General features: G+C 71.5%; 9 protein-coding genes. 1 reads left to right on the top strand and 8 read right to left on the bottom strand.

What is annotated here, in order from left to right; genetic code table 11:
- The first annotated feature begins 60 nt into the window (after window positions 1-60).
- Window positions 61-312, top strand: coding sequence for a hypothetical protein (locus AB0L65_RS43770; protein WP_350739188.1), 252 nt, complete (start codon window positions 61-63; stop codon window positions 310-312).
- A 28-nt stretch (window positions 313-340) separates the two neighbouring features.
- Here the strand turns inward: AB0L65_RS43770 and AB0L65_RS43775 are convergent, their stop codons facing one another.
- From AB0L65_RS43775 to AB0L65_RS43810, 8 genes are all read right to left on the bottom strand, one after another.
- Window positions 341-1,447 (bottom strand): winged helix DNA-binding domain-containing protein, encoded by a 1,107-nt coding sequence (locus AB0L65_RS43775; protein ID WP_364258740.1) that lies wholly within the window; start codon window positions 1,445-1,447, stop codon window positions 341-343.
- Window positions 1,448-1,488: 41 nt separating this feature from the next.
- On the bottom strand, window positions 1,489-3,180 hold the full coding sequence (locus AB0L65_RS43780) for an ABC transporter family substrate-binding protein (protein WP_364258743.1): 1,692 nt from the start codon (window positions 3,178-3,180) through the stop codon (window positions 1,489-1,491).
- 30 nt (window positions 3,181-3,210) lie between these two features.
- On the bottom strand, window positions 3,211-5,223 hold the full coding sequence (locus AB0L65_RS43785; protein WP_364258746.1) for an ABC transporter ATP-binding protein: 2,013 nt from the start codon (window positions 5,221-5,223) through the stop codon (window positions 3,211-3,213).
- Window positions 5,220-6,134, bottom strand: coding sequence for an ABC transporter permease (locus AB0L65_RS43790; protein WP_364258749.1), 915 nt, complete (start codon window positions 6,132-6,134; stop codon window positions 5,220-5,222). Before AB0L65_RS43790 ends, AB0L65_RS43785 begins: the two co-directional genes overlap by 4 nt.
- Entirely contained in the window at window positions 6,134-7,117 is a 984-nt protein-coding gene (locus tag AB0L65_RS43795) for an ABC transporter permease (RefSeq protein WP_350739178.1), read from the bottom strand. The genes AB0L65_RS43790 and AB0L65_RS43795 overlap by 1 nt, the downstream gene beginning before the upstream one ends.
- A 100-nt stretch (window positions 7,118-7,217) precedes the next feature.
- Complete coding sequence (locus AB0L65_RS43800; RefSeq protein ID WP_364258753.1) at window positions 7,218-9,569, bottom strand: AAA family ATPase; 2,352 nt, start codon at window positions 9,567-9,569, stop codon at window positions 7,218-7,220.
- Window positions 9,570-9,633: 64 nt separating this feature from the next.
- On the bottom strand, window positions 9,634-10,530 hold the full coding sequence (locus tag AB0L65_RS43805) for a haloalkane dehalogenase (RefSeq protein WP_364258756.1): 897 nt from the start codon (window positions 10,528-10,530) through the stop codon (window positions 9,634-9,636).
- A 15-nt stretch (window positions 10,531-10,545) separates the two neighbouring features.
- Window positions 10,546-12,321: a hypothetical protein gene (locus tag AB0L65_RS43810; protein ID WP_364258759.1), complete on the bottom strand. Its 1,776-nt coding sequence runs from the start codon at window positions 12,319-12,321 to the stop codon at window positions 10,546-10,548.
- Window positions 12,322-12,405 lie beyond the last annotated feature (84 nt).

Consider the following 12,405-nt stretch of genomic DNA (forward strand, 5'->3'; position numbering starts at 1 on the left):
GGAAGAGAGGCCATAGAACCGGGTATCCCCCCGGCGGAATGGACTGTAGGAGGGATCACCATGGCTGTCTGCGAGACCTGCGGAAATGACTACGACATGGCGTTCGAGGTGCATGCGCAGGGAGCTGTGCACACCTTCGACTGCTTCCAGTGTGCGATCGAGGCGATGGCGCCCATCTGCGAGCACTGTGGCACCAAGGTCATCGGGCATGGGGTGCAGTCGGGGGAGCACTGGTACTGCTGTGCGCATTGTGCGCGCGAGGAAGGCAGCCAGGGCCTCGTCGACCGCATCATGGCCACCACCGGCCGCTGACCCACCCCGCACTCCGGGCGCGGGCGGGTTACGGGAGCAGGGTGCGGATGCGGGTGACGGCCTCCTCAAGAGGGCCCGAGGGGACCGGGGCGGCGAGATCGACGGTGATGTGGCCGTTCTTGGCCTCCCAGACCCCTGCGACCCGCCCCTCGTGAACGACCACGGGGGAGATCCACCCCGCCTGACGGCTCACCTTGGGCTTGAGGGGCGGCGGGATCAGCGGGGCGAGGCCGCGCGGGGCGCCGAGGATGTACTGGTCGAAGCCCGGCAGCAGGTGGACCTCGGCCGACGGGCCGGTGGCGGCGAGGTCGTCGAGGTGCTCGGTCAGGGCCAGCAGGCTCTGGCCGTCGTCGGTCTCCACCTCGGTCAGCTCGGGCGCCAGGTCGCGGAACCATCCCTTCAGCACCGTCTTCTTCGCCACGCCGCCGAACAGCCACGTGTCGAACATCTCCGGCGTCGCCGGCCCGTGCGCCCCCAGGAACGCGCGCGCCACCCGAACGCCGGCCTCCTCGTACGGCGGCAGCGCGGCGGGCCATCCGGCGAGCCAGGTGCGCGGGGAGGTGAAGGTGACCCTGCCGTCGCGGGGCGGGCCGTAGCAGAGCTCGCCCAGCCGGCTCAGCGGCTTGAGCAGCGCGCCCCAGCCGGACGTGAGCGCCTCCCGCAGATGAGCGTCCCCGGTCACCGCCACCACGGCGTCGACGAGCTCCTCCCTGGTCAGCGCCGGCCCGCCCGGTGCCCCGTCGCGCAGGGCGCGGGGGACCGCGTCGATGATCGCCGCGATCTCGTCGGCGGTGACCCCGTGGCCGCGCTGCCAGGAGCCCTTCTCCCAGAAGCGCAACGTGCCCAGGGCCGCGCAGAAGTCGGCCAGCTCGTCGGCGGGGAGGAGGTGGAGGGTGCCGCGCATGATCCACGTCTTGACCAGCGTGCGGTCGCTCCACAGGGCCTGGTCGATCCCGCCCGGGTCGGGCTTGTCGCTCCGGACCGCCACCGCGAGCTGGGCCGAGGAGGCGACCTGTGCCTGGACGCCGCACAGCCGCCGGGCCACCGCCACGGGATCGGGCGCGTCCGGCTCGCTCACGAACTGTCTGCGCAGGCGCCAGGCCAGGATCTGCGGCCAGGTCAGCTTGGTAGTCACGCGTCCACTTCTACACCCGGCCGCCGACACTTCCGAACGGGTCAGCCGGTGAAGCCGATGTCCTCGTAGCGGAGGTCGTAGAAGCCGCGGGCCCCCACGTTGGCCAGCGTCTGGCGGGCGGCGACGTTCTGCGGGCGCTGGTAGAGCGGCAGCACGTTGACCTCCTGCCAGATCAGCGCGTCCGCCTCGTTGGCCGCCGCGCGCGCCCGCACCGGGTCGAGGCTCTGGGCGGCGCGGTTCATGGCCTGGTCGATGGCGGGCGAGCCGGTACGGCCGAAGTTCGCGTTCCAGGTCTTGCCATCGGCGGAATTGGCATAAATCCCGAAACTGCTGGAAACCGGGAAAGGCGTGCCGATGTACGCGAAGGGCGTGATGTCGAAGTTGCCGGGGATGACGTACTTGGTGAAGAAGTCATCGCTCGGCACGGCCTGAATGGTCAGCTTCACGCCGATCTGGGCGAGCATGGTCTGCGCCAACTCCCCCTCCGCCTTGCTGATCTGAACCCCCGACGGCACCACGAACCGCAGCTCCAGCACCTTGCCGTTCTTCTGCCTGAACGAGCCGCTCAGCTTCCACCCGGCCGCGTCCAGGAGCCGCCGCGCCTGACCGGGGTCGTACGCCCCGAGCTTCCCGGCGTTGTCCTGGTAGCCCTCCTGGGTGTTCATGAAGAAGTGGTTGTTCAGCAGGGCGATCGGCCAGTCGAGGCCCTGCAGGTCCGACTGCGCGATGGCCTGGCGGCTGATGCCCAGCTGGACGGCCTGCCGGACGTTGCGGTCCTTGAGCAGCTCGCTGGACCCGTTAAAGGTGAAATGCCGGAAATCGGGGCCAGCCGCCTGCCGCACCTGCGCCCCCGGCGTGCCCTTCGCCCGCGCGTAGTCGGGCGCGGACGGCCCCACGTCGATGAGGTCGAGCTCCCCGTTGCTGAACGCCGAGATCAGCGAGTCCTGCTCCGACGACCGATAGATGATCTTGTCGAGCTTCGCCCGGTTCCCCCACCACGAGTCGTCCCGCACGATCGTGATCGTCTTCGCCGTCTGATCGAACCCCCCGAACCTGAACGGCCCGGCCGTCATCGGGATCTTGTTCAGCCAGGCGTTGTCGAAGGCCTCGGGCGTCCGGTTGGTGGCGGCGGGCAGCAGCGGCCCGAACAGCGCCTGCCAGTCCCCGAACGGCTTGTCGAACGTCACCACCACCTCGAAGTCGTCCTTCCCCCGCGCCACCTTCTCGATGTCCTGGTAGCCGGTGGACGAGGCGATGTGGAAGGCCGGATTGCGCCCGTTCAGCGCGTGCCACTGGGCCTCGTAGTCGGCCCAGGTGATCGGCTTCCCGTCGGACCACTTCGCCTTCGGGTTCAGCTTGTACGTGACCACCTGCTTGGGCCGCTGGTCGGTCACCTCGGCGTCGAGCACGTAGTTGCGGTCGACCGAGATCTCCGCCTTCTCGTCGGAATGGAACGGCGAGGGCAGCAGCGCGTTGCTGACCACGGCGGCCATGGCCAGGTTGCCGTCGACGTGGTTCCTGTTCCACTGCGCGGGGAACTCGTTGATGCCCCAGCGCAGCGTCCCGCCGTCCTTGACCTTGTCGCGCGGCCGCGGGTTGATGTCGTAGGCCTTGATCGTACGTTCGTCACCGCCGCTCTGCCGGCCCGGCCCGCTCCCCGTGCCCTTGCCGCAGCCCGCCAGGCACAGCGAGGCCGTGACAACGGCGGCCACGACAAGACGTGATGCTTTCATCGAGAGATTTCCTCCTGGTCCGAGCGAGGTCTATACGACTTCGCGCCTCTCGGCGTAATGGCAGGCCGCCCCCTGGTCCTCGCCCAACGGACGCACCTCGGGCTCGACGTCCACGCAGAGCCTGCGTTGTTCGTCGGTGAGTTCGCCGCGGAACTTCGGGCACCTGGTGCGGAATCGGCAGCCCGTCGGAGGGTTGGCCGGGCTGGGCAGGTCGCCTTCGAGCAGGATCCGCTCCCGGGCGCGCTCGCGTACCGGATCGGGCAGCGGGATCGCCGACAGCAGGGCCTGCGTGTACGGGTGCGCCGGGGCGTCGAACACGGCGTCCACCTGGCCGATCTCGGCGATCCTGCCGAGATACATCACCGCCACCCGGTCGGCGATGTGCCGCACGACGGCCAGGTCGTGCGCCACGAACAGGTAGGACAGCTCCAGCCGGGCCTTCAGCGAGCCGAGCAGGTTGATCACCCCGGCCTGGATCGACACGTCCAGCGCGGAGACCGGCTCGTCCAGCACCAGCAGCCGGGGCTCCAGGGCCAGTGCCCTTGCGATGCCGATGCGCTGCCGCTGGCCGCCCGAGAAGTCCTGCGGGTAGCGGGCCGCGTGGGAGGCGTCGAGCCCGACCAGGGCGAGCAGCTCGGCGATGCGCCGCCCGGGGCGCCGCAGCCCGTGCGTACGCAGCGGCTCGGCCAGGATGTCGTGCACCGTCATGCGCGGGTCGAGCGAGGCCAGCGGATCCTGGAAGACGACCTGCATGTCGCGCCGGATCGCCTTGCGCTCGGGGCCGCTCAGCCGCGCGGTGTCGCGTCCGAGCACGACGATGCGCCCGCTCTGGGGCGCGGCCAGCTCCAGGATCTGCGTCAGCGTGGTCGTCTTACCGCTGCCCGACTCGCCGACCAGCCCCAGCGTCTCGCCCTGCCGGATGTCGAAGCCGACCCCCGCCACGGCGTGCACCGTGCCCACCCTGCGCTTGAAGATCGCGCCCTTGAGCAGCGGATATTCCTTGACCAGGCCGTGCACCTCGAGCACCGTGCGCTCGCCGCGCTCGCGCCGCCCCGGTTCCACGGGGACGAGGACGGGCTCGCGGGGGCGTACCTCCTGCCAGCGGATGCAGGCCGCCCGGTGTCCCGCCCCCACCTCGAACAGCGGCGGCTCGCCCTCGTCGCAGGCGTCGATCTTCATCGGGCAGCGCGGCGCGAACGGGCACCCCGGCGGCAGCGCCTCGGGGGAGGGCGGGCTGCCCTCGATGGGCGCCAGCGGCTGCCGCGCGCCCCGGTCCACGCGCGGGATCGAGCCGAGCAGGCCCACCGTGTACGGCATCCGCATCCCGTAGTAGATGTCGTCCACGTCGCCGACCTCGACGGGCCGCCCGGCGTACATGACCAGCACCCGGTCGGCGAACCCGGCCACGACGCCCAGATCATGCGTGATCATGATGATCGCCGCGCCGGTCTTCCGCTGCGCCTTCTTCAGCACCTCCAGCACCTGTGCCTGGATGGTGACGTCGAGCGCGGTGGTCGGCTCGTCGCAGATGATCACGTCGGGGTCGTTGGCGATGGCCATCGCGATCACCACGCGCTGCCGCATGCCGCCGGAGAACTCGTGCGGGAAGGCCAGCGCCCGCTCGGCCGGCCGCGGGATGCCCACGAGCTCCAGCAGCTCGACGGCCTTGACCAGGGCCGTCTCCTTGCTCACCCGCTGGTGTACGCGCACCGCCTCGGCGATCTGGTCGCCGACGCGGTAGACGGGGGTGAGCGCCGAGAGCGGGTCCTGGAACACCATCGAGATGGTCTTGCCGCGGAAGGACGTCAGCTCCCGCTCGGGGGCCCCGATCAGCTCCTTGCCGTGCAGCCGTACGGACCCGGTGACGCGCGCTCCCGGCGGCAGCAGCCCCATGACGGCCGCCGAGGTGACCGATTTGCCCGACCCCGACTCGCCGACGATGCCCAGGACCTCGCCGGGCTCCACGTGGTAGCTCACCCCGCGTACGGCCGGCACGCCGCCGAACGACACGTTGAGGTCGGTGACCTCGAGGACCGGGCTCATCGCCGCCTCCTCCGCGAGGCCGAGGGATCGAACGCGTCACGCAGCGCGTCGCCCATGAGGTTGACCGCGAGCACGGTGACCACCAGCAGCCCCGCCACGAACCAGAACGTCCACGGCGCGTAGACCGCCGTCCTGGACCCGTCGGCGATGAGCGTCCCGAACGACACGTCGGGCGGCTGGATGCCGAAGCCGAAGTACGACAGCGAGGTCTCGGTGAGGATCGCGCTGCTGACGTTGAGCGTGGCGTCCACGATCAGCAGCGACGACAGGTTGGGGATCACATGGCGGAAGATGATCCGTACGGGGGACACGCCCATGAAGCGGGCGGCCTGGATGAACTCCCGCTCCTTCAGCGAGATCGTCATCCCCCTGACGATCTTCGAGGTGACCATCCACAGGAACAACGCCAGCATGACCACGAACAGCGGCCACTGCCCGGTCTCGAACAGCGGCGACATGATCGCCAGGATCAGGAAGCCGGGCAGCACGAGCAGCAGGTCGGTCACCCAGTTCAGCGTCCGGTCCGTCCACCCCAGGAAGTAGCCCCCGAACGCGCCCACCACGGCCGACAGCGCCGTGGAGATCAGGGCCGCGAGCAGCCCCACGACCAGCGACTTCTGCATGCCGCGCAGCGTGACCGCGTAGACGTCGGCGCCTGTTTGGAGCGTTCCGAACCAGTGGGTGGCCGACGGCGGCTGCATGAACGCGGTGAAGTCCTTGTCGGTGTAGGTCCACCTGGAGAAGATCGGCCCGGCGAACGCCAGCAGGAACATCGCGGCCAGCACCGCGAACCCGATTCGCCCCTGCGAGGAGCGGAAGAACCGCCCGGCCACCACCCGCAGCCGGGACGGCGCCGTGGCCGCCGTGCCGTCGGTCAGCTCCTCGGCGAGCTCCTCGTCGGAAAGCGTCATCACGCCCGCACCCTCGGGTCGAGCGCCGCGTGCAGCAGGTCGGAGACCAGCGCGGAGCACAGCACGGCGACGGCGGCGAGGAGGGAGATGGCCGCGACGGTGTTGACGTCGTTGCTGAAGATGGAGTTGATCAGTTGCTCCCCCAGCCCGTGCCAGCCGAAGATCTTCTCGGTGAACGTCGCCCCCGTCAGCAGCGCCCCGAACGTGAACGCGAAATAGGTCACGACCGGGATGAGCGCGGTCCGCAGCGCGTGCTTGACGAGCGCCCGGCGCCTGCTCAGCCCCTTGGCCAGGGCGGTGCGGACGAAGTCGGCGCCCTGCACGTCGAGCATCATGTTGCGCTGGTAGCGGCTGAAGACCGCGACGAGCCCCACCGACAGCGAGATCGTCGGCAGGATCAGGTGTTGCAGCCGGTCGACCACGTGCCCCCAGAAGCCGGCCTCCAGCCCGTCGGTGTATTCGCCGCTGACCAGGAACACCGAGCGGCCGAACACGTTCTCGTTGGCCCAGGCGGCGACCAGGATCAGCATGTTGGCCAGCACGACCACCGGCACGGCCAGCACCACGAAGGACAGGGCGGTCGAGATCCGGTCGAACCAGCCGTACTGCCGGACCGCCGCGAAGGCGCCCACCAGCACCCCGAGCAGGCTCCCGAACAGCATCCCCAGCACGACCAGCCGGGCCGTCACACCCATGCGCCGCTTGAGATCCTCATTGACCGGGGCGCCCCCGACGGACTTGCCGAAGTCGCCGCGCATCACCCCGCCCGCCCAGGTGGCGTAGCGCTGCAGCAGCGGCGTCTTGTCGTTGAGGTTGAGCGCCGTGAGCTGCGCGTCCACGACGGCGGGCGGAGGCTTTGGCGTGCGGTCCGCGTAGTTGGAGCGAGGATTCAGAGCCGTGGCAGCCAGAAGGTAGGCGAGACTGGCGGCCACTACGACCAGCACGGCGTAGTTGAGCAGCCTGCGGGCCAGAAACCCCGCCATCGCGCTCCCCCTCCGACGCGCACCGCACGTAGTTATATTGCTACACCATGTGATGGGTCGCGCGCAGGGAACCGCCGAAGATGGTCGGCTCCGGAGATGGTCAGCGTCCGGAAAGCTCGTCCACGGCGGTGCGGACGTCCTCGCTCGTGATCGTCGTCAGGTCGGCGGAGCTGGCGGACCCGCCGCGCGAGGCATGGGCGGCCAGCCGCACGTCGCGGCGCATGGCGGCGCGCTCGAACAGCGACCTGGCGAAGCGGCCGTTGCCGAGCCCGTCGATCAGCCGCTCCTCGCACACCCAGGCGAACACGTCGTCGAGGTCGCGCAGCGCCTCCTCGTCGAAGGTGTCGCCGGCCTTCCCGGCCAGCAGCACCGCGATCTCGGACAGCTCCTGCGGCGAGTAGCTGGGGAAGCCCACGCGCTGGCTGAACCGGCTGGCCAGGCCGGGGTTGGTGGACAGGAACGCGTCCATCTCGCGCTCGTAGCCGGCCAGCACGATGACGAGCCGGTCGCGGTCGTCCTCGGCCCGCTTGAGCAGCGTCTGCACGGCCTCGGCGCCGAACGCGTCGCCGCCCTGGTAGCCGGGGTTGACCAGGCTGTAGGCCTCGTCGATGAAGAGCACGCCGCCCAGGGCCCGGTCGACCAGCTCGTTGGTCTTGATCGCGGTGGCGCCGAGGTGCTGGCCGACCAGGTCGGCGCGGTGCGCCTCGACCACATCGGGCCTGGCCAGCAGGCCGAGCGCGGCGAAGATGCGGCCGATGACCCTGGCGACCGTGGTCTTGCCGGTGCCGGGCGGGCCGACGAACACGAAGTGCCGCATCTGCGGCGGGGTGGGCAGCCCGCGCTCCTGCCGCATGCGCGCCATCTGGAGCTGGGCCGCGATGGCGTGGACCTGCCGCTTGACGGGCGCGAGGCCCGCCATCCTGTCGAGGTCGGCCAGCGCCTCCTCCAGCGTGGGCGTGGCGACGTAGCCGCGGAAGCGCGCGGTCAGCTCCTCGAACGCCTTGGTCACGTCGGGCGCGGTGGTGGTCACCAGGTCCTCGGTGGTCGGGGTGCCGCCCGCGCCCACCACGCGCACGTCGCGGGCCTGCGCGGCGGCCTCGACCAGGCTGCGCGCGAACCTGGCGTTGCCCAGCTCGTCGACCAGGCCGCGCCGGTGCACGTCCTCGAACAGGCCGAGCAGCCCCCGCCTGGTCTCGGCGTCCATCGTGTCGCCCCGGCGCCGCTGGAGCAGCCCGGTGACCTCGACCAGCTCGGCGGGGGAGTAGCCGGGGAAGCGCACCCGGGTGGCGAACCGGCTGGCCAGCCCGGGATTGCTGGACAGGAACGCACCCATCTCCTGCTCGTAGCCGGCCAGGATGATGATCAGCCGCTCGCGGTCGTCCTCGGCGCGCTTGAGCAGCGTCTGCACGGCCTCGGCGCCGAACCGGTCGGGCTGCCCGTCGGAGGAGTTGACCAGCCCGTACGCCTCGTCGATGAAGAGCACGCCGCCCAGCGCCCGGTCGACCAGCTCGTTGGTCTTGATCGCGGTCGCGCCCAGGAACTCGCCCACCAGGTCGGCCCGCTGCGCCTCGACCACGTAGGGGGTCTCCAGCAGGCCGAACGCGTAGAAGATCTTGGCGAGGGCGCGGGCGACGCTGGTCTTGCCGGTGCCGGGCGGGCCGAGGAAGACGAAGTGCCTGGTGGGCCGCTCGGTGGTGTAGCCGGCCTCGGCGCGCAGCCGGGACGCCTCGATGGAGGCGGCGATCGAGCGCACCTGCTCCTTGACGGGGGCCAGGCCGATCATGCTTTCCAGCTCGCTGAGCGCCTCCTCGACGGAGATCTGCGGGAGCCCGCCCTGCCTGTCCTGCGGGGACTCGGGCCTGCCCTCGCGCGCCCTGACGCGTACCTGCTGCTCCTCGGCCGCGGCGCTCTCCGCCTTGACCCTGCGGGCCAGCACGAACCGGTAGACCAGCACCGCGGCGGCCACCGCGTACGCCACCCAGACCGCCACGTTCGCCGAGACGAACGAGAGCGGCACGGCGAGCACGCCGGCGGGGGCGAGCGCCAGCAGCGTGGTCACCCACGGCGCCACCCAGCGGATGAGGTGGGCGCCCGCGGCGGCGGGCAGGGCCAGCGCGACCATCAGGTGCACCGAGCCGGAGCCCGCGGGGAACAGCCCGGAGAAGATCGGCAGCGTCAGCACGACCCAGCCCGCGACCACCAGCACGGTGGCGGCGGCCCGGGGGAAGCGCATGGTCAGCGCGACGAACGCGAGCCCCAGCAGGACGAGGGGGAAGGTGTTGAGCAGATTCCACCCGAGCGCGGCCCCCAGGCCCATGACGGCGACCAGCACCACCACGTAGAGGACCCGGCGCACAGCCGGGGGAATCTGGTAATAACGCAGCCGAACCTTCTCGAACAGATCCCGCGCCGCGACCCGCCCCGCGGCCTGGGCCCTGCCGGACTCCTGCATCACGCCTCCCCGGTCCGCCCCCGGTTATACCGCACCGGACCGACGATTGGGCGCTCCTGACACGCTAGGTGGAGGTCACGAAAGCGGCGATCTGTCGCCCGAGTTCGGCCCCCGCGTCCTCTTGCAGGAAGTGCCCGGCGCCCTTGATGACGGGATGCCGCAGGCCGGACGTGCCCGAGATCGACTTGAGCAGAATGGGCGCCATGCCCCCGGTGATCGGATCTCCGTCGGAGAACGCCACGAGGAAAGGCCGCTCGAGTGTCGTGAGAACCTGCCAGGCAGCGCGGTTGGCGGGCGCGGCCGGGTCGTCGGGGGTGATCGGGACGAGGCTCGGCATGACGCGAGGGCCCGCTTTGTACGACTCGTCGGGGAACGGCGCGTCGTAGGCCGCCCGGACCTCCTCGGGCAACTCCGTCCTGCAGCCGGCCTGGACGAGCCGGGCGATGTCCAGCACCGGGGCCTTGAGCACGGCGTTCCTGAACTGGTGCCACACCTCGGGCATGGGAATGTCACCCGTCGGCAAGCCCGTGTTGGCGGCCACGATCCTGGCGACGCTCTCGGGGTGCTCGGCGGCGATCCGCAGCCCGATCAGGCCGCCCCAGTCCTGGCCGACGACGGTGACGCGGCTCAGCCCGAGCGCCTCGAACAGTAGGGCGCGGGTCCACTCGACGTGCCTGGCGTAGGTGTGCTCGGCCTGGTCGGCGGGCTTGTCCGAGCGGCCGAAGCCGACGAGGTCCACCGCTATCGCGCGCAGCCCGGCCGCGGCCAGCTCGGGCATGACGTGCCGGTAGAGGAACGACCAGCTCGGCTCGCCGTGCAGGAGCACGACGGGCTCGCCATCGGCGGGGCCCGTCTCGACGTACGCCATCCGCAGGCCGTCGGGGACGTCGGCGTAGCGGGGCTCGTAGGGGAAGTCGGGCAGGTCGGCGAAGCGCTCTTCTGGCGTGCGCAGGATACGCATAGAACAAGATTCTAGCTAGCGGCGCTGGTGCCGCCCAGGGAATTCGCCGACGAGCACTTGTTTGGGGGTGACGCGCAGGACGTCGGAGTCGGGCTGGGCGATCCCGCGTACCTCCACCCAGAACCGCCGCTGCAGCGGGTCCGCCGCGAACACCGCCACCCTGGGGTCGGCCGCGATGGCGTCCCACGCCGCCAGCTCCGTGATCACCCGGAGCTCGCCCGACGAGGTGACGGTCGCCACCGCGCCGGCGACCCGGGGACCGAGGGCGTCGCCGTAGGAAAGGACGATGCTGCGGGCGTACGAGAAGGTCTGGCGCACCTCCGGGTCCAGCGTGACGGACGGCTCATCGCCCACGGGCAGGTCGCACATGATCAGGGAGGTCCGCCACGGGCCCGGTCCGCCCCGCCACCAGGCCCGCGCCGCCCGCGCCCCGAACACGGCCATCGCCGCCGCGAGCGCGCCCAGCCCGGCCCGCCACGCCCACGTCGCCGCCGGCTCGGCCCGCCAGGTCTCCAGCAGCCCGCCCGCCGCGCAGGAGACCGCGGCCAGGACGACGAGCGCGGTCGCGGCAGGCAGCCACCGGTCGCCGCGGTGACGGGCGCGCAGGTAGCCGCGCACCATCGGGTACGGCACCGCCAGGGCGGCGACGGCGGCCCTGGGCTCCACCGCGAGCGCCCCGCCCACCAGCGGGACCAGCACGGACCAGGTCCTGCCGAGCAGGATCCAGAGCAGGACGCCGGCGTTCCTGCGGGCGGTGCGGTCGATCTGCGCCGCGTGGACGTGTTCCCGGGCTTCCCGGGCGCGCGTGGTCTCGGCCAGCGCCAGGAGCGGGCGGCCGCGCCACGTCTCGGCCAGGGCCCGTACGGCCGCCAAAGCGGGCCACCCCAGCACCACGATGCCCGCCAGCCCTGCCCAGACCGGGTCGAGCGCGGACGGAACGGACGGCACCGCCCCCAGCAGCAGCCAGGCGGCGAACGCGACCACCGACACGGCCGCCGACACCACCGCCGCGCCGAGCCAGGGATCCCGGCAGAGCATCGCGGGCACGTACGACCACAGGCCCACCCGCCGCGCCTGCCTGACCGTGAGCGGCGCCAGGAGCACCAGCACGGCGAAACCGCCGAGCTGGGTGTCCCGGTCGAGGAGGAGCGCGGCCCCGGCGATCGCGAGCGTGGCGAGCGCGACCAGCAGGCGGGCCTGGCGGGACCAGACCTCGAGCGCCCGCCTGATCCGGCCCGTCTCGCGCGGATCGACCGGCCAGGCGGGATCGTGGTGCGGGCGGGGGCGGTCCCAGCGCAGCAGGGACAGGCCGAGGTTCATGCGGGCCTGGGGGTTCGCGGGGTCGACGGCGAGCGCGGCCCGGTACGACCGCTCGGCGCCGGTGTGGTCGCCGCCCAGCAGCGCCAGGTCGCCCAGCATGACCTCGGGGTCGGGCCGCTCCGGCGCGAACTTCCCGGCCAGCGTGGCGTGCTCCACCGCCTCCCGCCGGCGGCCGGGGGAGCGGCGCAGGATCGCGGCCAGGCGCAGGCGGGCCGGCCAGGAGCCGCGGGCCAGCTCCACGGCATGCTCGGCGGCGGGCAGCGCGTCGGCGTCGCGGCCCAGCCGTTCGTGGGCGAGGCTGATGAGCCGGTACGCCCATTCCGCGCCCGGATCCAGGTCGGCCGCTCGGCGGGCGGCGTCGAGCGCGGACTCGGGGCGGCCGGCGTTCAGCCTGGTCAGGGCCTCGTCACACCATTCACGTGAGGATCGGTCGGAAATATCGCCTTTTCTGTCACTTTCGTCGCGCCCCACGGTCTCCATGATCGGGTCGAGGACGAACCCTGGATAGATGCCGACATATGGCTGTATCTCTCTAGAGAGGTAACGGGGCATCTG

Source organism: Nonomuraea sp. NPDC052116 (assembly GCF_040680035.1).
GTDB classification, from domain to species: domain Bacteria; phylum Actinomycetota; class Actinomycetes; order Streptosporangiales; family Streptosporangiaceae; genus Nonomuraea; species Nonomuraea angiospora_A.

Bases quoted from the DNA above. Each gene is read 5' to 3' on its own strand.
- AB0L65_RS43795 (WP_350739178.1), bottom strand. From the start codon at position 7,117: ATGGCGGGGTTTCTGGCCCGCAGGCTGCTCAACTACGCCGTGCTGGTC.
- AB0L65_RS43780 (WP_364258743.1), bottom strand. From the start codon at position 3,180: ATGAAAGCATCACGTCTTGTCGTGGCCGCCGTTGTCACGGCCTCGCTG.
- AB0L65_RS43785 (WP_364258746.1), bottom strand. From the start codon at position 5,223: ATGAGCCCGGTCCTCGAGGTCACCGACCTCAACGTGTCGTTCGGCGGC.
- AB0L65_RS43790 (WP_364258749.1), bottom strand. From the start codon at position 6,134: ATGACGCTTTCCGACGAGGAGCTCGCCGAGGAGCTGACCGACGGCACG.
- AB0L65_RS43770 (WP_350739188.1), top strand. From the start codon at position 61: ATGGCTGTCTGCGAGACCTGCGGAAATGACTACGACATGGCGTTCGAG.
- AB0L65_RS43805 (WP_364258756.1), bottom strand. From the start codon at position 10,530: ATGCGTATCCTGCGCACGCCAGAAGAGCGCTTCGCCGACCTGCCCGAC.
- AB0L65_RS43800 (WP_364258753.1), bottom strand. From the start codon at position 9,569: ATGCAGGAGTCCGGCAGGGCCCAGGCCGCGGGGCGGGTCGCGGCGCGG.